The sequence below is a fragment of the Pseudomonas sp. R32 genome, from assembly GCF_009866705.1.
Lineage (GTDB): Bacteria > Pseudomonadota > Gammaproteobacteria > Pseudomonadales > Pseudomonadaceae > Aquipseudomonas > Aquipseudomonas donghuensis.
Genome location: NZ_CP019396.1, coordinates 321,101 through 339,115 on the forward strand (window position 1 = coordinate 321,101; position 18,015 = coordinate 339,115).

20 protein-coding genes are annotated in these 18,015 nt (G+C 65.8%); all 20 read right to left on the minus strand.

Translation table 11 applies throughout. From position 1 onward, the window contains the following. Positions 1-24: 24 nt before the first annotated feature. Genes PspR32_RS01420 through PspR32_RS01515 form a run of 20 tightly spaced genes read right to left on the minus strand, consistent with a single transcriptional unit; the run spans position 25 to position 17,975 of the window. Positions 25-1,251 (minus strand): beta-ketoacyl-ACP synthase, encoded by a 1,227-nt coding sequence (locus PspR32_RS01420; RefSeq protein ID WP_036995405.1) that lies wholly within the window; start codon positions 1,249-1,251, stop codon positions 25-27. Then, the gene (fabG, locus tag PspR32_RS01425) at positions 1,251-1,979 is read right to left on the minus strand and encodes a 3-oxoacyl-ACP reductase FabG (protein WP_010222244.1); all 729 of its coding nucleotides are present in this window, start codon (positions 1,977-1,979) and stop codon (positions 1,251-1,253) included. The genes PspR32_RS01420 and fabG overlap by 1 nt, the downstream gene beginning before the upstream one ends. After that, on the minus strand, positions 1,972-2,442 hold the full coding sequence (locus PspR32_RS01430) for an ApeP family dehydratase (protein ID WP_010222245.1): 471 nt from the start codon (positions 2,440-2,442) through the stop codon (positions 1,972-1,974). Before PspR32_RS01430 ends, fabG begins: the two co-directional genes overlap by 8 nt. Beyond that, a complete protein-coding gene (locus PspR32_RS01435; RefSeq protein ID WP_159388001.1) occupies positions 2,439-3,638 on the minus strand; it encodes a beta-ketoacyl-[acyl-carrier-protein] synthase family protein in 1,200 nt (399 codons plus the stop codon). The genes PspR32_RS01430 and PspR32_RS01435 overlap by 4 nt, the downstream gene beginning before the upstream one ends. After that, the gene (locus PspR32_RS01440) at positions 3,635-4,120 is read right to left on the minus strand and encodes a hypothetical protein (protein ID WP_010222248.1); all 486 of its coding nucleotides are present in this window, start codon (positions 4,118-4,120) and stop codon (positions 3,635-3,637) included. Before PspR32_RS01440 ends, PspR32_RS01435 begins: the two co-directional genes overlap by 4 nt. After that, positions 4,117-4,851: a class I SAM-dependent methyltransferase gene (locus PspR32_RS01445; RefSeq protein ID WP_100782622.1), complete on the minus strand. Its 735-nt coding sequence runs from the start codon at positions 4,849-4,851 to the stop codon at positions 4,117-4,119. Before PspR32_RS01445 ends, PspR32_RS01440 begins: the two co-directional genes overlap by 4 nt. Further along, a complete protein-coding gene (locus tag PspR32_RS01450) occupies positions 4,848-6,095 on the minus strand; it encodes an NAD(P)/FAD-dependent oxidoreductase (RefSeq protein ID WP_159388002.1) in 1,248 nt (415 codons plus the stop codon). The genes PspR32_RS01445 and PspR32_RS01450 overlap by 4 nt, the downstream gene beginning before the upstream one ends. Next, the gene (locus PspR32_RS01455; protein ID WP_010222251.1) at positions 6,082-7,242 is read right to left on the minus strand and encodes a hypothetical protein; all 1,161 of its coding nucleotides are present in this window, start codon (positions 7,240-7,242) and stop codon (positions 6,082-6,084) included. Before PspR32_RS01455 ends, PspR32_RS01450 begins: the two co-directional genes overlap by 14 nt. Then, complete coding sequence (locus PspR32_RS01460; protein ID WP_159388003.1) at positions 7,239-9,551, minus strand: MMPL family transporter; 2,313 nt, start codon at positions 9,549-9,551, stop codon at positions 7,239-7,241. The genes PspR32_RS01455 and PspR32_RS01460 overlap by 4 nt, the downstream gene beginning before the upstream one ends. After that, a complete protein-coding gene (locus PspR32_RS01465; protein WP_159388004.1) occupies positions 9,541-10,140 on the minus strand; it encodes an outer membrane lipoprotein carrier protein LolA in 600 nt (199 codons plus the stop codon). Before PspR32_RS01465 ends, PspR32_RS01460 begins: the two co-directional genes overlap by 11 nt. Then, positions 10,137-10,562 carry an acyl-CoA thioesterase gene (locus tag PspR32_RS01470; RefSeq protein WP_010222254.1) on the minus strand — a complete coding sequence of 142 codons (426 nt, stop codon included), beginning with the start codon at positions 10,560-10,562 and terminating at the stop codon, positions 10,137-10,139. Before PspR32_RS01470 ends, PspR32_RS01465 begins: the two co-directional genes overlap by 4 nt. After that, positions 10,555-12,099: an HAL/PAL/TAL family ammonia-lyase gene (locus PspR32_RS01475; protein ID WP_026001259.1), complete on the minus strand. Its 1,545-nt coding sequence runs from the start codon at positions 12,097-12,099 to the stop codon at positions 10,555-10,557. The genes PspR32_RS01470 and PspR32_RS01475 overlap by 8 nt, the downstream gene beginning before the upstream one ends. Then, entirely contained in the window at positions 12,080-13,018 is a 939-nt protein-coding gene (locus PspR32_RS01480; protein ID WP_010222256.1) for an LpxL/LpxP family acyltransferase, read from the minus strand. The genes PspR32_RS01475 and PspR32_RS01480 overlap by 20 nt, the downstream gene beginning before the upstream one ends. Then, positions 13,015-13,749: a glycosyltransferase family 2 protein gene (locus tag PspR32_RS01485; protein ID WP_010222257.1), complete on the minus strand. Its 735-nt coding sequence runs from the start codon at positions 13,747-13,749 to the stop codon at positions 13,015-13,017. The genes PspR32_RS01480 and PspR32_RS01485 overlap by 4 nt, the downstream gene beginning before the upstream one ends. Continuing rightward, entirely contained in the window at positions 13,742-15,421 is a 1,680-nt protein-coding gene (locus tag PspR32_RS01490; protein ID WP_159388005.1) for an acyl-CoA synthetase family protein, read from the minus strand. Before PspR32_RS01490 ends, PspR32_RS01485 begins: the two co-directional genes overlap by 8 nt. Next, positions 15,418-15,963: a membrane protein gene (locus tag PspR32_RS01495; RefSeq protein WP_010222260.1), complete on the minus strand. Its 546-nt coding sequence runs from the start codon at positions 15,961-15,963 to the stop codon at positions 15,418-15,420. The genes PspR32_RS01490 and PspR32_RS01495 overlap by 4 nt, the downstream gene beginning before the upstream one ends. Continuing rightward, positions 15,960-16,214 carry an acyl carrier protein gene (locus PspR32_RS01500; protein ID WP_010222261.1) on the minus strand — a complete coding sequence of 85 codons (255 nt, stop codon included), beginning with the start codon at positions 16,212-16,214 and terminating at the stop codon, positions 15,960-15,962. Before PspR32_RS01500 ends, PspR32_RS01495 begins: the two co-directional genes overlap by 4 nt. 9 nt (positions 16,215-16,223) lie before the next feature. Continuing rightward, positions 16,224-16,496, minus strand: a complete 273-nt coding sequence (locus PspR32_RS01505; RefSeq protein ID WP_010222262.1) for a phosphopantetheine-binding protein — start codon at positions 16,494-16,496, stop codon at positions 16,224-16,226. Then, on the minus strand, positions 16,471-17,283 hold the full coding sequence (locus tag PspR32_RS01510) for a lysophospholipid acyltransferase family protein (RefSeq protein WP_010222264.1): 813 nt from the start codon (positions 17,281-17,283) through the stop codon (positions 16,471-16,473). Before PspR32_RS01510 ends, PspR32_RS01505 begins: the two co-directional genes overlap by 26 nt. After that, complete coding sequence (locus PspR32_RS01515; protein ID WP_010222265.1) at positions 17,259-17,975, minus strand: beta-ketoacyl synthase chain length factor; 717 nt, start codon at positions 17,973-17,975, stop codon at positions 17,259-17,261. The genes PspR32_RS01510 and PspR32_RS01515 overlap by 25 nt, the downstream gene beginning before the upstream one ends. Between the last annotated feature and the right edge of the window lie 40 nt (positions 17,976-18,015).

Here is an 18,015-nt window from a genome sequence, read left to right on the forward strand (position 1 = left end):
CCTTTCTCTCCAGCAGGTTTCAGGTCAGGTCCAGCGACGGAAAATCAGCGAGGTGTTGACCCCGCCAAAAGCGAAGTTGTTGTTCATCACATAGTCGTGACTCATGCTGCGAAACTCGCCGCACAAGTAGTCCAGCTCGCCGCAGCGCGGGTCGATGTGCTCAAGGTTGAGGGTGTGCACATAGCGGTCGCTGTTCATCATCTCGATGCTGAACCAGGACTCCAGCGCGCCGCAAGCGCCCAGGGTGTGGCCGAGGAAGCTTTTTTGCGAGCTGATCGGCATGCGTGGGCCAAACAGGCTGCTGGTGGCCAGGGTTTCGGCGATATCGCCCTGCTCGGTGGCGGTGCCATGACCGTTCACATAGCCGATGGCCTCCGGCGCCAGGTTGGCGTCTTGCAGTGCCAGCTCCATGGCCCGGCGCATGGTCGCCTGCTCCGGGCGAGTCGTGTGCTGGCCGTCGGCGTTACTGCCAAAGCCGACGATCTCGGCGTAGATGTGTGCGCCGCGGGCCTGGGCATGTTCCAGCTCTTCGAGCACCAGCATGCCGCCGCCTTCGCCGATCACCAGGCCGTCGCGGCCGCTGTCGTAAGGGCTGGGGCTGCTGTGCGGGGCATCGTTCTTCAGGCTGGTGGCGTACAGCGCGTCGAAGACCATGGCCTCGGTCGGGCACAGCTCTTCGGCGCCGCCAGCGAGCATCAGCGGCAGGCGGCCGAACTTGATCGCTTCATAGGCGTAGCCGATGCCCTGGCTGCCGCTGGTGCAGGCGCTGGAGGTGGGGATCAGGCGCCCGGTGAGACCGAAGAAAATGCTGATATTGGCTGCCGTGGTGTGCGGCATCATCCGGACATAGGAGTTGGCGTTGAGGCCCTCGGCCACCGAGTTGAGCAGCATGTTGCCAAACGCCTTGATCTCGTCGGTGCTGCCGGTGGACGAACCGCAGGCCACGCCCATGCGCCCATCGCGGATCGACGGGTCATCGAGCAGGCCGGCATCGCGCAGGGCGTTCTGCGCTGCCGCCACGGCCAGGCGCGAGACCCGGCCCATGCTGCGCAGTTGCTTGCGGGTCCAGCCGGCGGGCACCTTGAAGTCATCGATGGGGCCGGCCAAGCGCGTGTTGAGCTCTTCGAAGCGGTCCCATTCGTCCATGCGGCGGATGCCGCTGCGGTTGCTGGCGAAGTTGCCGGCGATGCTCTGCCAGTCGCTGCCCAGCGAGGTGATACCGGCCATGCCGGTGACGACTACACGTTTCATCAGCACAGGCCTCCATTGACTGCCAGCACCTGGCGGGTGATGTAGGCGGCTTCGGCCGACATGAGGAAATTCACTGCGCCGGCGACTTCTTCCGGGGTGCCCATGCGCTGCACCGGGATCATTTTCAGCAGCTCTTCGACCGGCACGTGTTCATCCAGCATGGCCGTGTCGATCAGCCCCGGGGCGACGCAGTTGACGGTGATCTTGCGCTTGCCCAGCTCGATCGCCAGGGCCTTGGCCGCACCGATCACCCCGGCTTTGGAAGCGCTGTAGTTGACCTGGCCGCGGTTGCCGATCATCCCCGAAACCGAGGTGATGCACACAATGCGCCCGGCTTTGCGCCGACGGATCATCGGCATCATCAGCGGGTGCAGAACGTTGTAGAAGCCGTCGAGGTTGGTACGCAGTACCTGGTCCCAGTCTTCTTCGGTGAGGGCCGGGAAGGCGCCGTCGCGGGTCAGGCCGGCGTTGCAGACCACGCCGTAGTAGGCGCCGTGGGTTTCAACGTCATCAGTAAGGATGGCGGCGCAAGCGGCGCGATCGGCAACGTCGAACTGCAGCACGCGGGCTTGCTGGCCCAAGCCCCGGACTTCTTCTGCAACGGCGTCGGCTTCGTTGCGCCCGCTTCGGCAATGCAGGACCAGGTCGAAACCGGCCCGCGCCAGGCGCAGGGCGATGGCCCGGCCTATGCCTCGGCTGGAACCGGTGACCAGGATGGTATCAGTCATGGGGGGACTCCTCTGGGCCCGCTTCGGCCAGGTAACTGGCCGCCTGTGGCGGGCGAAAAACATTCAAACGGGCCGTGGCATGGATGCCCGGGCCACGCAGGTGACACTCGAACACCCCCATGCCGTTGTCGTCTTCGAGCGACCGCAGGGCATGGATGCGCAAGTGGGCACCGGCAGGGAAATGTTCGACATTGCATTCGAATTTACGCGTGCCGAGCAAAAAGCCCAGCGCCACCGCCTGGCCTTGCTGGCGCGCGCGGCAACCGGCGTAGGCGGCCACGCTCTGGGCCATCAGCTCGATGCCGACCCAGGCCGGCAGGCTGCCGTCGGCGCGATTGAACAGGCCGCCGGGGCGCACGGTCAGGTGGGTATGGATCTGCTCTTCATCGAAGGACTCGACCTGATCGATGAGGATCATGTCGCCGGCATGGGGCAGCAGTTCGGCCAGTGGCCAGGTGATCATGGGGTGTCTCCGAGAATCAGGCTGACGTTGTTGCCACCGAAGGCGAACGAGTTGCTCATCAGGCGTCGCGGGCCCTGGGCCGGCAGGCGCTGGCTGGCATCGACCAGGTTCAGGGCCGGCAGTTGTGGGTCATCCACACCATCCCAGACATGCGGTGGCAAGCGCCCTTCGGTATTGTCGGCGGCCAGGCTCAACCAGCAGAACGCGGCTTCCAGGGCGCCAGCGGCACCCAGGGTATGCCCGGTCATCGGCTTGCTCGATGAACAGGCCAGCTGGCTGCCAAACAGTTCATGCACGGCCAGGCTTTCCATGGCGTCGTTGTGCCGCGTGGCGGTGCCGTGCAGGTTCAGGTAGTCGATCTGTGCAGGTTGCAGGCGGGCATTGTCCAGCGCTTTGCGCATCGCCTGCAAGGCGCCTTTGCCGCTGGGCTCGGGGGCGGAGATGTGATGCGCGTCCGAGCTGGCACCGGCACCGAGCAGGGCGATGCTGGCGCCTTCGTGGTTGGCTTCGCGGGTCATCAGAAACAGCGCCGCGGCTTCGCCGATGTTGATGCCGTTGCGGTTGACCGAGAACGGGTTGCAGCGCTCGGCGCTGACTGCTTCCAGGGCAGTGAAGCCGTTGAGGGTCAGCTTGCACAGGCTATCCACACCACCGCAGATCACCGCGTCGCACACCCCCAGGTCCAACAGGCGCCGGGCACTCATCAAGGCCCGTGCACTGGAGGTGCAGGCGGTGGAAATCACATAGGCCGGGCCGCTCAGCTGCAGCCAGTCGGCGAGAAAGTTGGCCGGGGCGCTGAGCTCCTGCTGGGCGTAGTCGTAGCTCGGCGGGAACTGCTGCTCACGCAGGTAGTGAGCGATGCTGTCGCTGGCTTCCTTGATGCCCGAGGTGCTGGTGCCCAGGACGATGCCGATGCGCTGGCGGCCAAAGCGGGCGATGGCCGCTTCGATCGCTGCACCAATCTGCAGGCAGGCGACGTACAGCAGTTGGTTGTTGCGGCTGTGATGGGCCTGCAACGCGGCGGGCAAGCTTGGCAACTTGTCTTGTACGGCCGCCAACGGCAGACCGCGTTGCGGTACCCAGCCGTCCTCCACACGCATGCCTGAGCAGTCGCCGGCAAACAGCCGGCGGGCAACGTCGGCCTGGCCGCGCCCCAGGGCACAGACCAGGCCCAGGGCATTGAGATAAGCGGTCATGGCGTGTTCTCGCTGGGTAGTGGGCTGACTAGATAACGCAGGCCCCGGTCGAGGTTCAAGGTGAAGTCGTCGGCTTGTCGGTAGTCGACGCGCCAGCGTTCACCCAGCCAGCGCTGCTGGCCTAGCTGGCGGGCGCCGGGATAGAGCTGTTGCAGCTGTTCGGCAGGGGTCAGGGCGAACAGCAGGGCAGCGAACAGTTCGCGGGCCGCCGGGTTGGGCGGTAGCAGGCCGTCGGCTTGCCACTGGCCTTGATCGAGCAACTGCCGGGCTTGCGGAATACCCAGCAGATCCAGCAGCGACCAGCGCAGGTTGGTGTCCTCGCGCTGGATCACCAGCAACCAGTCCTGTCGCTGCCCGGCCTGTTCGCGCTGGATGTGCAACTGCAGCGGCAGGCTCAGCGGCGGTAACTGCACGGGCAGCGGCGCACGGCTGGCGCAGGCGCTCAGCAGGGCGAAGGCGAGGATCAGCAACAGGCGTTTCATGCACTCGGCTCGGCTGGGTTCAAGGGTTTGCGGGCGACCACGTTGACCAGGGTCTCTTCGCGCTGGCCGACCGGTGGCGGCTTGCACAGGCCAAAGCGTTCGAGCAGGCCGAAGTCGCTGGAACGGCTCCACCACAGGTACGGGTAAGAGACATTCTGCGCGCCAAATTCGAAACCCTGGTCGCGGAGCATCTGCAGGTACTGTTCGGCACTTTTCTGCACGTGCATGGGGTGGCGGAACAGCCAGCGAATCACCCAGGTGTCGATGTAGGCTTCGGTGGACTCGGCAAACAGCAGGTAGCCACCGGGCTTGAGTACCCGGTAGAACTCGGCCAGGGCTTTTTCCTGCTCGACCAGGTGGTGGAAGGTCTGGTGGCAGAAGAGGATATCGACGCTGCTGTCGGCAAACTGCAACGCCGCGCAGTCACTGCCGCGCAGCTCGACGTTCAGGCCCAGGCGGCCGGCCTCGGCCTGGCTCAGTTCAAGGCTGTGCGGGTCGGCGTCGGTACCCAGCAACCGGGCGGGGGCGAACACCTGCTGCAGGTACTGGAACGACTTGCCCTGGCCGCAGCCGGCATCGAGCAGCACGGGGGCACGGGGTGGTGCCTGGTCGAACAGCCGGCGCAGGTCGTTGATTGCTACGCGCAGCACATGATGCTGCCAGGTATGGCTGCGCAGGAACCAGAAGCCGAAACGGGTTTCCTCGACGTAGCTGTCGCTGAGGAATTTCATGCCGACGTCCTGGCACAGACTTCGGCGAGCATGCGCAGGCGCCGCTTGGGTTCGGCCACGAACGGGTTGCGTTGGTCCCAGGCGTAGCCGGCCAGGATCGAGCTGATCATCGCGCGGATTTCCGGCGAGCTGGCCGGGTGGTAGATGACGTCCTGGAAGCTGCCGTTGTACCAGCCTTCAACGTAGGCGCGGAAGGTGTCGACGCCACGCTTGAGCGGCTCGGCGAACTCGCTCTGCCAATCGACGCCTTCGCCCTGCAACTGGCGGTGCAGGACGCCGGCGGCCATGCTCGCCGAGCGCATGGCGATGGTCACCCCGGAGGAGAACACCGGGTCGAGGAATTCTGCGGCGTTGCCGAGCAAGGCGAAGCCCGGGCCGTGCAGGGTCTTGACGTTGGCCGAGTAGCCGCCGATGGTCCGCGCCGGGGTGTCCCACACGGCGTTGGCCAGGACCTTGGCCAGGCTTGGGGTCTGGGCGACGAAGTCCTTCAGGCAGGCATCCAGGTCGGCCGGCGCGGCGGCAAAGTGCTCGGCGGCGGCGACCACCCCCAGGGAACAGCGGCCGTTGCTGAACGGAATGGTCCAGAACCAGATATCCCGGTGCTGCGGATGGGTGGTGATGAGGATCTTTTCCCGGTCGAAGGCCGGGTGGTCGATGCGGTCTTCGATATGCGTGAACACCGCCTGGCGCACCGGGAAGTTCGACGGTGCTTCCAGGTCCAGCAGGCGCGGCAGCACGCGGCCATAGCCGCTGGCATCGAGGACGAATGAGGCTTCGACGCAGTACTCGCTGCCATCCAGGCGGCGCACGCGCACCTGCGGGCGCGGGCGCTCGAAGTCGGCGGCGATGATCTCTTCTTCGTAGCGGATTTCAACGCCCTGGGCCTCGGCCTGGTCGGCCAGCAGTTGGTCGAACTGGGCGCGTTGAACCTGGAAGGTGCTCGGCTTGCCATTGCTGAAGGTGTCGCCGAAATCGAAGGCGCTGTACTCATCGCCCCAGGCGAAGGCCGCGCCGTTCTTGCGCTGGAAACCCGCCGCTTCAAGGGCCGGGAGCATGCCGGCTTCTTCGACGAAGTCGATGCAATGCGACAACAGGCTTTCGCCGATGGAAAAACGCGGGAAGCGCTGGCGCTCGATGATCAGCACGTCGTGGCCGTTGCGCTTGAGCAAGGCCCCGGCGATGGCGCCGGACGGGCCGGCGCCGATAATCAATACCTGCCGTTGTTGCAGTTCAGGGTTCGGCATAAGGCCTCCTTGCCGGTTGGGCAGTCTTCAATGGAATCCGGTGCAGGCCGGCCAGCGCGGGCATCAGCGTGGCGACCAGGCTCATCAGCATCAGCGCGAAGTACAGCGCCGGGCTGATCAACTGTTGTTGCAGCAGCAGGTTGAGAAAGACGATCTCGCTCAAGCCGCGAATATTGAGCAGCAGGCTTTCCCGCCATTTGCTCGCGCCGGCGAACGACGGCGTCGCCCAGCACAGGCCCAGCCAGTTGCCGAGCAGCTTGCTGACGATCGGCAACAGCAGCAGGGCACTCAACTGGATGGCATCGAAGCCCAGTAGCACGTTGTGTACATCGATCTGGATGATGCCGAAGGTCAGGATCAGCGGGATTGCAATGCCGTTCTGCAGGCGTTTTATCCACAGGTCCGATAACGGCATGCGCAGCGGCAACTTGAGCCAGGCCAGGCAGCACAGGTAGCCGATGCCGAAGATCAGCGCGTTGAGCCGGTAGTGTTCGGCGACGAACAGCAGGCCGAAAAAGCCCAGGCTGTAGACCCAGGGCCGACGCACACCGAGGGCGTACAGCGGCAACGGCAGGCAGGCCGCGAGCAGCGGCAGTAACAGGCTCACGGGTTCGAGGCTGCCCTTGCCGAGGCCGAACAGCAGCCAGCAGGTCAGGTCGATGAGGATCGCCGACTGCATCAGCCGGCGGGTTGCGGCGGGTGGGTAGTCGATGTTGCGCAGGTACAGGTAGAGCACCGGGATGGCGGTGATGGCGAAAACCAGGCCGAGGGCCAGGGTGGTCAGCCAGGGCTGCTCGGGCAGCAACAACGCGCCACAGGCCAGGCCACAGGCAAAGGGCACGAGGAAGCTCGGCAGGGCGATCTTCAGGCTCTGGCGGTCGACGTTCAGCTCCACGACGTCAGCAAGAATATGCCCCAGCAGCAGGGCAAAACTCAGGCCATACAGGGTTTTCAGCCAGGCCGGTGCCACCAGCGCGGCGCCGCTGAGCTGCAAGTGGGGCTCGACCCAGAACAACATCAGCAGTGGCAGGCCGAGGGTTGCCAGCAGCAACTGGCTGACAATCGGGATCAGCCCCAGGCGCCGGCCGAGCTCACTGACGATCCAGAACAACACCAGGGCCAGGGCCCAGAGCAACGCGATACTCATGCCGCCTGTTCCTTGTGCCCGGTGGCCGCCCAGGGTGCGAGGACAAAACTGAAGGCCAGGCCCAGGCTGACCGCCAGGCCGAAATTGCTCACCGCCGGAGTGCTCGACACCGCCAGCAGGCCGAACGACAACCAGGTGGTGGTGGCTGCGAGCAGGGTGCCGAGCAGGCTGACGGCGGCGCCGCCGATCTGCTCGTGCATGAGGATCGCGTAGTCGACGCTGATGGCGGTCACCAGCAGCAGGCCGAACAGGCTGAACAGGGTCAGCGGCTGGCCCAGCCAGCCCAGGCAAGCCAGGCTGCACAGCGCGGCGAGCAACGGCAGGGCGACGATGCGCAGGGCACCGCCGAGGCCGAACGGCAGGATCAGCAACACCACGATCAGCGCGCACGACAACAGCTTGAGCTCGGCGGCGCTGACCTGGGTGGCGGCGAACACCCGGTTGAGGTCACCGAGGCGGTCCACCAGTTGCACGCCGTCGAGATCTTCGGCCTGCAGGCGCAGCAACGCCGGATCGTTCAAGCCTTGCAGGCTGACGATGGCGGCGACGCCCTGGCCGTCCGCACCCAGCCACAAGGTGCGCCAGGGTTCGCCCAGCGGGCCGCTGAGGGCGTGATCGATGTCGAGGGTAGGCAGTGCCTGGACTTTCGCCAGTTCAGCCTGTAACGCGCTTTGCGGCACGCCCAGGGCCAGCAGCGGTTGTAGCGGCAGGCTGCCCAGCGCGTCGCGTGCCTGTTGCTGCTCGGTTGGGCTGGCGACCAGTTGGCTGAGGGCCATGTAGCCCTTGAGCTTGTCGGTTTCGACCAGCTCGTCCAGGCGTGTGCCGAGGCTTTGCAGGCGTGCCAGCAGTTGGCTCTGGTCGGCGCCGCGCACCAGGTAGAACTGGCTGGTGGGTTGGTAGCCGGTAATGCGCGCCACGGCCTGGGCTTCTTCGAGCAATTGCGGCGGGCTGCCGACCCACTGGCGGATATCGTTGCGGCTGTCCAGCTGCCACAGGCCCGCAGCGCAGAACAGCATCAGCAGGCCGAGCAGGATGGCGCTTGGCACCTTGTTCAGCAGTTTCTGACGCAGGTCCACCAGCCACTGGGCAATGCCCAACGGCCATTGCGCAGGCTGCAGCTCGATACCTTTGAGCAGTGCCGGCAGCAGGCAAACGGCGCTGAGGTAGGCGCCGAGCAGGCCGGCGGCGGAAAACACGGCAATCTGGGTCAGCGCCGGGAACGGCGTGAAGGCCAGTGCCAGGTAGCCGATGCAACTGGTGGCCAGGCTCAGGCTCAGGCCCGGCAAGGTCAGCCGCAAAGCCGGCCAGGCTCGCCAGGGGCGCAGGCTCCAGCTTTTCGACAGGTAGTGCAGCGGGTAGTCGACGGCCACGCCGATCAGGCTCGAGCCGAGCACCAGGGTCATCACGTGCATCTGGCCGAACAGCGCCACGCAGGCCACCGCACCAAACAGCATGCCGACCAGCACCGGAACGAAGGCCAGCAGTACCCGCAGGCGGCGGAACGCCAGCAGCAACAGCAGCAGGATGCCGACCGTGGCGCCGCCGCCGACCCAGGTGATCTCCTGGCTGGCCTGGCGCTGGCCGTTGGCCGCATACAGCAAGCCACTGGCGGCCAGCAGGCGGGCGCCGTGCTGCCCGGCTTCAACCCGGCTGCTGGCGAGCAGGTCGGCGACTTGCAGGGGCAGTTGCATATCGAACGCATTGCCCAGGGTGCGGGCACGCAGCAGCACCCAGTGCTGCCCGTCCGCTTCAGCCACCAGCGCGCCGCTGGCGGTGTCCAGTTGCACCGCGGCAGGACGTGGCTGGCTGTTCTGGATGCGTCCGGTCAGGCCCAGCCAGTCGTCCTGGCTCGGCACCAGGCTAAAGCCGGCAAAGGGGTCGTAGAGGTTTTGTACGCGTTGCTCGATAAAGCCTTGCGGGTTGTCGACCAGGCTGTTGCGGTCGGCGCGCGAGAGCATCGCCAGGCGCCCTTGCAGCAGCTGCTCGCGCAACGCCTGCAGGTCGGTCTGCAGGCTCCACTGAACCTTCTCGAACACGCCGCTGGCCTGCCATTGCTCAGCCAGGCGCTGGGCCAGGGCGATGGCCTGCTCACGCTGGGGATGGCCGACCAGCACCAGCATTTCGCGGTTCAGCGGCTCCTGCATGCGCTGCTCGGCGCGCTGCACCAGCGGGTCCTGGGTGGCGCCGGGCACCAGCGTCATCAGGTCTGCAGACAAAGGCGCAGCGCGGTGCCACTGCCACCCCGCGAGGGCCAGCACGGCGATCAACAACAGTAAAAACAGTCGTGGCAACAGGCGCTCACTCGGCAAAATCGCGGCGCTCCGTGTCGGTCAGGCTGGCGCTGCTGCTCGCTGGCATGCGCAGTACCGTGCTATCGCCCTGGGTTTCCAGCAACTGGATGCGTTCGACATAGCGCCCGCCATCGATATCGATCTGGCTGAACACCTGCTTGAGCAGTAGCGAACGCGGGGTCAGGCGCAGCTGCCAGTGCCCGGCGTCGCCTTGCAGGCTCAGCTCGAAGTCACGCTGCAGGCCGCTGCTGTCGCCTTGCAGCACGGCAAAGAACAGGCGGTTCTGCTCGGCGCCGGCGCTCTTGCCCGGCAGCATCTGCCAGCCGGACGGGTCGCGGCGGGCGATGCCCTGGGCGTTGAGGCGGTAGTCCTGCTTGAGCGGCGTTTGCAGCAGCCACAGCAGGCCATGGTCACGGGCCAGAACGAACTGGCCTTTGCTGACCAGCGGCTGCGGCAGGGCGCGCAGGTGTTTTTCCTGGATGAACGGACCCTTGATGACCGCAGGTTCGCCCAGTTGCTTGCTCAGCTCATCGAGGCCAAAGGCTTGGGCCAGCGTGCAACTGGCAAGCAGGCCGATGCACAGCAGGCTACGCAATAGCGTTTTCATTTGAGCACCTGGTTCACTGCGTCGAGCATCACCTGTGGCGACGCCAGTTGCATCTCGCCGCTGGCGATGTCGACGGCGACCTGCACGGAACTGGCGCGGGTCATGCGTTCGCCGGTGGCGGCATCGCTGATCAGGTAATTGATCTTCAGCCGGTTCTCCCACTCCACCAGGCTGGCGCGCACGTTCAGGCGCTGGCCGAAGGTGGCGCCGCGCACATAGCGCAACTGCAGGTCGATCACCGGCCAGGCAAAGCCCGAGGCCTGCATCTGCAGGTAGTTGTGTTCGAGGCGGTCGAGCAACGCGCAGCGCGCTACCTCGAGGTATTTGACGTAATGGCCGTGCCAGACCACCAGCATGCTGTCGACATCGAAGAATGGCACCAGCACTTCGGTATCAACGTGCAGCACTCCCTGACTACGCATGCAGCCTCCAGTGTTGTTCGGCAATACGGCTCAGGCACCGGCGCAGATCGCTTTCCAGCGCGCGGTCTTCGATCACCGGGGCGAAATCTTCGAGCAACGCTGCATGCATCTCGGCCAGGGCCGGCGGCAGGTCGCGGGCGTCGGCTTCGCGGCTGCGCAGCCAGACGCCCTGGTTGGCGGCCAGCAGGGTGGCGGCGGCGACCTGTTCGGTCAGCTCCAGCACCCGCAGGGCATCGCGGGCGGCGATGGTGCCCATGCTCACCTTGTCCTGGTTGTGGCATTCGGTGGAGCGCGAGAACACGCTGGCCGGCATGGTGTTTTTCAGGGCTTCGGCGGTCCAGGCGCTGGCGCCGATCTGCACGGCCTTGAAGCCGTGGTTGAGCATCGCCCGCTCGGCGCTGGCGCCCGACAGGTTGCTCGCCAGGCCGTGGTTGTAGCGCACGTCGACCAGCAGGGCGAGCTGGCGGTCGAGCAGGTCGGCAACGTTGGCCACCAGGTTCTTCAGGCTGTCCATGGCGAAGGCGATATGGCCACCATAAAAGTGCCCGCCGTGCAGCACGCGTTCGGCTTCGGCGTCGATGATCGGGTTGTCGTTGGCGCTGTTCAGTTCGGTCTCGATAAAACCACGCAGCCAGCCCAGGCTGTCGGCCAGCACGCCCAGCACATGCGGAGCGCAGCGCAGCGAGTAGCGGTCCTGCAGGCGGTGCAGCGGCGCAGTCGGCGCGTCGATGGCCAGGTCCTGGCGCAACCAGGCGGCCACCTGCATCTGCCCCGGGTGCGGCTTGGCGGCGAACAGGCGCTCGTCGAAGTGCTCCGGGTTGCCTTGCAGGGCAACCACGTTCAGCGCGGTGATGCGCGTGGCGAGTTTGAGCAGGTAATCGGCACGGGCGAACGCCAGGCAGGCCAGGCCGGTCATTACCGCAGTGCCGTTCATCAGCGCCAGGGCTTCCTTGGGCCGCAGCACCAGCGGCTGCCAGCCCAGCTCACGGTGTACGTCAGCGGCGCTGCGGCGCTCGCCGCGGTACATGACTTCGCGCTCGCCGGACAGGGTTGCGGCAACGTAGGACAGCGGCGTCAGGTCGCCGCTGGCACCCACCGAACCTTCCTGGGGAATCAACGGCAGGATGTCATGGGCGAGAAACGCCTGCAGGCGCTCCAGCAACTCGATGCGCACGCCAGAGACGCCGTGGCACAGCGACTGCAAGCGGGCGGCCAGCACCGCGCGGGTGGCCGGCGCATCCAGCAACTGGCCCAGGCCGCAGCCATGGAAAGTGTACAGGTGCTTGGGCAGGGCCTCGACATGCTCCAGCGGCACTGCCACCACGCACGAGTCGCCGTAGCCGGTGGTCACCCCGTAGATCACCCCTTCCTTGTCCAGCAGCGAGTCGAGGAACTGCGCGCCACGGGCAATCCGCGCGCGGTATTCGCTGTCGTCCTGCAGGCGGGTTTCGGCCTGGCGGTGGGCCAGGGCGAGGACGTCTTCGATTGCCAACGGCAGCGCGCCGAAGGTCACGGGCTTATGCGGATGCATCGTCATCGGTCTTCCAGAAAGGGTAGAAATTGAACCATTGCTGCGGCGCTTGCAGGCAATAGTGGCCCAGGCGTTCGGCGTAGCGCCCGGCCCAGTCGGCGATCACCTGATCGCGCTGGCCGCGGCGCCACTCGATGGCCTGGGCGAAGGGTTCGAGGATCACCTGGTAGCGGCCTTGCTGCTTGAGGCAGAAGAACAGGTTGAGCCGGCACTTGAGCAGCCCGGCCAGCAGCCACGGGCCCTGCGGGAAGGCGGCGCGGTGGCCGAGGAAATCCACTTCGACCGTGCGCGCACCATGCAGCGGCACGCGGTCGCCGGCAATCGCCAGCCATTCACCGCGGTCCAGGCGCTGGCTCAGTTGCAGCATGATCGCCGGGTCCAGCTCGCTGACCTGGATCAGCCGCAGGTTGCTCGCCCCCGATTCACCCAGCAGGCGATTGAAGCGCTCGGCGTGCTTGGTATGCACCAACACGTTCATGGTCACTTGCTCGCCAAGCTCGGCCAGGGCGCGGCAGACTTCAAGGTTGCCCAGGTGCGCACCCACCAGCAGCTGCCCGCGCTCGGCGCGTAGCTGGGTGTGCAGTTTGCCCGGGTCGACGATCTCGATCTGCTCCAGGCGCAGCTTGCCGTTCCACACATCGAGCTTGTCCAGCAAGGCATCGGCGAAGGCCATGAACTGGCCGAACACCCGACGGTGGCTGGGGCGCAGACGGGGTTGCCCGCTCCAGTCGGCCAGGCGCCGCTGGTACTGCCAGATGCTCTGCCGGGCACGGCGACCGAACAGGAAGAAATACAGGACGATGGCATACAGCACCGGGCTGAGCAGGCGCCGGCCGAGCAGCTTGATGCCCAAGGCGGTCAGTTTCATCAGCCAGAAGCTGCCGCGCTCCTGGTGTGCGGCCCAGTGTTGTTCGCGACTGCTCATGCCTGCCACCGCCGCCAGAGGATTGCCGGGGCGCGCAGCAACATGCCGAAGAACAGCTTGGTGTGCATCTTCGAGATCAGCGCGTTGTCGTGGAACAGGCGAAAGTGCGACAGGCCATCGGCCGGGTAATGCACTTTGGTCGGCAGCCAGCGCATCGGCTGGTTGCGCCAGGCCAGGCGGACGAGGATCTCCGGGTCGAAGTCCATGCGCTTGCCGAGGTTCACCGCGTCGATCAGCGCCAGGGTCGGTGGCAGCGGATAGACCCGAAAACCGCACATCGAATCGGGAATCTGCAGCGACAGGCTGTTGATCCACACCCATACATGGGTCAGGTAGCGCGCGTACAGACGGCCTTTGGGCACGCTGGCGTCGTACTGTGGATAACCGCAGATCAGCGCCTGTGGATAAGCCTGCGACTGTTCGAGAAAGCGGCTGACATCGGCCAGGTCATGCTGGCCGTCGGCGTCCACCTGCAAGGCATGGCTGAAGCCCAGGCGCGCGGCTTCGCGCAGGCCGGCCATGACTGCGCCGCCCTTGCCCTGGTTGACCTGCAGTTGCACCAGGAACACCTGCTGGTGCTCGGCCAGCTGGCGCAGCACGGTGGCGCAGGCCGGGCTGCTGGCATCATCGACCAATACGCAGGGCAGGCCGGCGGCGAGCAGGTCGGCAACCACCGCGGGCACGGCCAGTTCGTGGTTGTACACCGGGATTACCGCACAGGGCTTATTCACCGATGGCCTCCAGCACAATGCGGCCACTGGAGCAGGGCACCCCGGCGTTGCTGTAGGCGAAGTACAACTTGCCGCGCTCGGCATCGAAACGCAGGGTCAGCTGCAGCGGGTCGCCAGGGCGCACCAGTTGCTGGAATTTCAGCACTTCCATGCCGGCGAACTGGCGCGGCCGGTCGAGCAATTGTTGTCCCAGGGCCAGCGCCCAGTCGACCTGGACCACGCCTGGCAGCACCGGGGTCTGCGGGAAGTGACCGTTGAAATAGGCCAGGTCCGCCGACACTGCCAGTTGTAGCTGCAGCTCGCCATCCACCTCGGCCTGGCTGAGCACTTCCGGGCCTTTCGGCCGGGGCGCCAGCAACAGGGCTTGGAGTTCGGCCTGGGGCAGTTTGCCCTGGGCGTTGAACGGCAATTGCCGCAGCAGGCGCCAGCGCCGGGGCAGGGCCAGGGCTTCGCAGTGCTGGCTGAGGTGCTGACGCAAGCCTTCGGTGAGCGCGCGGCGGCCCTGGTTGCGCAAGGCGTACAGGCCAACTGCGCTGAGCACCAGCAGGGCGCCGAGGCTGGCGCGGTTTTCCTGGATCACGCCCAGGCGCGCGTCCTCGACCCAGGCGTGCTCGATCAGGGCCTGCTCCAGCATCGGCAGGGAGATGCGTTTTTCTTCCAGTTTGACGATGCGGTCCAGGCGCCCGAGCAAACGAAAACGCCCATCAGCAGCAAACTCGACGGCATCGGCGCTTTGTTCGATATGACCGGGCGGCAGGTAAGGCGATTCAATGCGCAGTGCACCGTCCTGGTTCTGGCTCAGGCGCACCTCGGCAAATGGCTGCCACAGGCTGTCGCCTTGACACCAGGCGATGCCGCCGGTTTCCGAGCTGCCAAGGATTTCCGTTGGCCATTGCTGCAGGCGCTGGTGCAAGGCCTGGGCGGCGCTGGCCGGCAGTTCGCCGCCGGAGGAAAACACCCGGCGCACCGGGCTCAACGCTGGCCAGTCGAGGTTGTCGCCCATGCGCTTGAGCAGCGCCGGGCTGGCCACCCAGGCAAAGGCCGGGTGCTCGCGGCTGGCGCGCTGCAGGTCTTCCGGGAAGGGCAACTGGCGACGCACGAACGGGCGCCCGGCGCACAGCGGCCAGAGCACGCGAAACAGCAAGCCATAGATATGCTGGGTGGCGACACTGCCGATGATGCAGGCAGCGCCCAGGTCCTTGCCCCACAGCTGTTCCAGGGCCTGCACCTCATTGGCCAGCTGGCGCAGGCTCTTGTCGATGCGCTTGGGTTCACCGCTGGAGCCGGAGGTGCACAGGCTCAACCGGCACTGGTCCAGACTCAGGTCGGCAGCGGCCAGCGGCGCTTCGAACAGGGCCTCCAGCGTGGTGTCTTGTGGCTGATCGCTCAGCCACAGCTCGACCTCGCCGAGCCAGCGCTGGCGGGTCTGGGCTTGCAGGTCGGCAGGCAGCAGCACCTGCACGCCGGCACGCCAGGCGCCGAGCAGGGCGACGGCCAGCTGTGCGGCGTCTTCCAGGTGCACGGCAATGCGCTTCACGCCACGCAGCTGGAGGCCGGCGGCCACTTGCAGGGCTTGCTGGCACAGGCTCGCGTGGTCCAGCGCCGGGCCGAAGCTCACCGTGCGCGGCGCATCGGCCGGGTGCAGCAGTTGCTCAAGGGCAATCCATTTCATGAGCGTCCTCGCACGCGTTGTCTTATCAGCCATTCAATGGCAAACAGCAGGCCCATCAGCCCGTAGGCGATCAGGCCGTTGTACAGGGTCCACCAGCTCAGCGGCGCCCACAGGGTCAGGGCGGCGGCGACCAGGCCGTTGGCCAGGAAGAACAGGCTCCAGACCTTGGTCACCTGGCGCGTGTAGTGGATCGCCACGGCAGGCAGTTCCGGCTCACGCAGCCGCGCCAGGCGCTCGGCCACCGGCGGGCCGAATTTCAGGCTCAGGCCAAACAGGCCGAGCATGAACGCGCTGATCAGCACCGGGTACCAACGCAGCAGCTGCGGGCTGTTGAACAGCGCCAGCAACGCGCAGAAGGCAATCGCGGCTACGGCCATCCAGTGCCCGCCGGGCCGCCTCGGTTCGCTCAAGGCGCGCGCCAGCCACAGGCCGCCGAGCAACAGGCCAAACTGCCAGGGGGCAAAGTGGGCCATGCCAAAATGCACCGCAAAGGGGTACAGCAGACCGGCCAGCAGCAGGCCGAGGCCGATCAGGCGTTTCATGCCGCAGAGTTGACCAGGCGGTACACCGCCTCGACCACGTCATTGACGGTACGTACGGCCTTGAATTCGTCGGCGGCGATTTTCTTGCCGGTCTGGCGCTTGATGTGATCGATCAGGTCGACGGCGTCGATGCTGTCGATTTCCAGGTCCTGGTACAGGTTCGACTCCAGGCTGATGCTGGCCGGATCCAGTTCGAACAGTTCGACCAGGGCGTCGCGCAGGGTGTTGAAAATGTCTTCGCGGGTTTGCATGGTGCTGTCTCAGGCTGCCTGTTTAGCGGTGACGAAAGCCGCAAGGCTGGCCACGCTGGTGAAATGGTTACGGGTGTCCTTGGCATCGGCGTCGATCTTGATGCCGTACTTCTTCTGGATCGCCAGGCCGAGTTCGAGGGCGTCCACCGAATCCAGGCCCAGGCCTTCGCCAAACAGGGTCTGCTCGTCGCCGATGTCCTGGGCGCTGATGTCTTCCAGGCCCAGGGCGTCGATGATCAACAGCTTGATGTCGTGGTTAAGGGTGTTCTGTGGATCGCTCATCTTCGGCGAGCTCCTTGGTGAAGTGCTGATGCAGGTGTTCATTGAGTTTGCGCGAGGCCTGCGGGGCAGGGCCTTGTGCGGCGAAGGCCTGCGGGTCGATGTCGGCACCGACCTGCAAGTTGAAATGCACCCGGCGCTGGGGTATGCGGTACCAGGGTTCGGCCTTGGTCAAGGTGCTGGGGGCGACCTTGATGGTGACCGGGGTGATGATGTTCGCACCGCGCAGGGCAATGGCCGCCGCGCCGCGATGAAAGGCAGGCGGCTGGCCGGGTTGGGTGCGCGTGCCTTCGGGGAAGATGATCAGGGTTTGGCCGCCTTGCAGCGCCGCCACGGCGCTGTCGAGCATGTCCATGCTGCCGTCGTTGCTGATGTACTCGGCCGAGCGCACCGGGCCACGGGTGCACGGGTTGTGCCAGAGACTTTGCTTGACCACGCAATTGGCCTGGCGCACCAGGCCGATGAGAAACACCACATCGATCAGCGACGGGTGGTTGGCGATGATCATCTGCCCCGGGCGGCCGAGCTTTTCGGCGCCCTTGATTTCATAGGTGAGCACGCCGCTGGCGGCCATGAAGCGAATGAAGCGCCAGAACAGCCAGCTGATGGTGTGCCGGGCGCGCTGGCGATGGCGTGCGGCATCGCCGGGCAGGCCGGCCAGCAGCGGGAAGACCAGCAGGCGCAGGCACAGGCCGCCGACGCCGAACAGCAGAAAGCTGACGGCGGTAGCGAGCAGGCGCCAGTAATAGGCGTCGCGCGGTCTGCTTATGGCTTGCGTTGCCAGTTCCATGTGCGGCTCTTCCAGGTGTGGGTACAAGTGCTGTCGCCCTTGAGCAGGCAACGCAACCAGCTCAAGGCATGGGGTTCGCTCGAAGGTACAGCGCCGGCGTTATCGCCAAGGTGCAGTTGCCATTCATCGCCTGGTGTCAGGAGCAGGCCCAGCGCATAGGCGAAGGGCACGTCATCAATCCTCGGGCCGTAAGCCGCGGGCGGCTGCTCTTCAGTAACAATCAGCAGCACCGCCGGAGCGCCTTCGCCCAGCAGGCAAGCAGCTTCCAGCACACCCTGTTCGAAACCGTCACCGGCAGCAGCCAGGGCGGTCATCTCACTGGTTTCGCCCCGCATGATCGACCACAAGCCAATCACCGCGTTGTGTACCGACAGGCTGAATTGGGTTGGCGACAGCGGTTGCTCATTGGCCAGGTCGCTGAGGATCTCGAAGGTACGCGGGGTTTCGCCATGCCGGGAAACGAACACCAGCGGCACATCCTGCAAACCCTCGGCCAGCGGCCAGCCCACGGCAAAGGCCATGCGCGCCAGGCGGCTCAGGCGACGACGCTGCATGGCTGGTAAAAACGACACATCCGGTGCCTGTTCAGCCTCTGCCGGCAAGTGCTTTGCCTGGCTCCAGGCCTGCCAATCGGCAGCCGTCTGCAGGCCTGGTGCCCACGCGCGCCACTGGCTGATATTGAATGTGATCACTTTGTTGTACTTCCCGCCCTGAGGGACTTCCTTGCCGAGG